The organism is Capnocytophaga sp. oral taxon 863 str. F0517, assembly GCF_000466425.1.
Classification (GTDB): Bacteria; Bacteroidota; Bacteroidia; order Flavobacteriales; family Flavobacteriaceae; genus Capnocytophaga.
Window position 1 is genome coordinate 1,038 of the sequence record NZ_KE992183.1, and the last position, 317, is coordinate 1,354.

The following is a 317-nucleotide window of genomic DNA, read 5'->3' on the forward strand; positions in this document are numbered from 1 at the left end:
CGTAATAGGCCTCGTGGAAGGGGGCTGGGGTAAAAGTGGGGAGCGTGGTACGAGTGAAGGAGAGGAGCGTCCCCCTTTCCCCCGAAGGGGAAAAAACAGATGAACTATCTTGTGGAGGAGTTGTATTTTCTATTTTGCAAACTTCGGTATCTTCGGCACGAGCTACAAACTCGCGGCAGTATGGGGTATTTTCTACTTTGTTAGCTTCGGTATCTTCGGCACGAGCTACAAGCTCGCGCCAGCATGGAGATTCTTCACTTTTCACTCTTCGTTCTTCACTCTTCTTCTCCCATCCTTCCAAGCGGGAGAGGATACGG

Annotated in this window: 1 pseudogene; it reads right to left on the reverse strand. The window is 50.8% G+C overall.

Annotated features, from left to right (window positions below):
• Positions 1–317, reverse strand: a pseudogene (locus tag HMPREF1551_RS14100) (hypothetical protein); the annotation flags it as partial.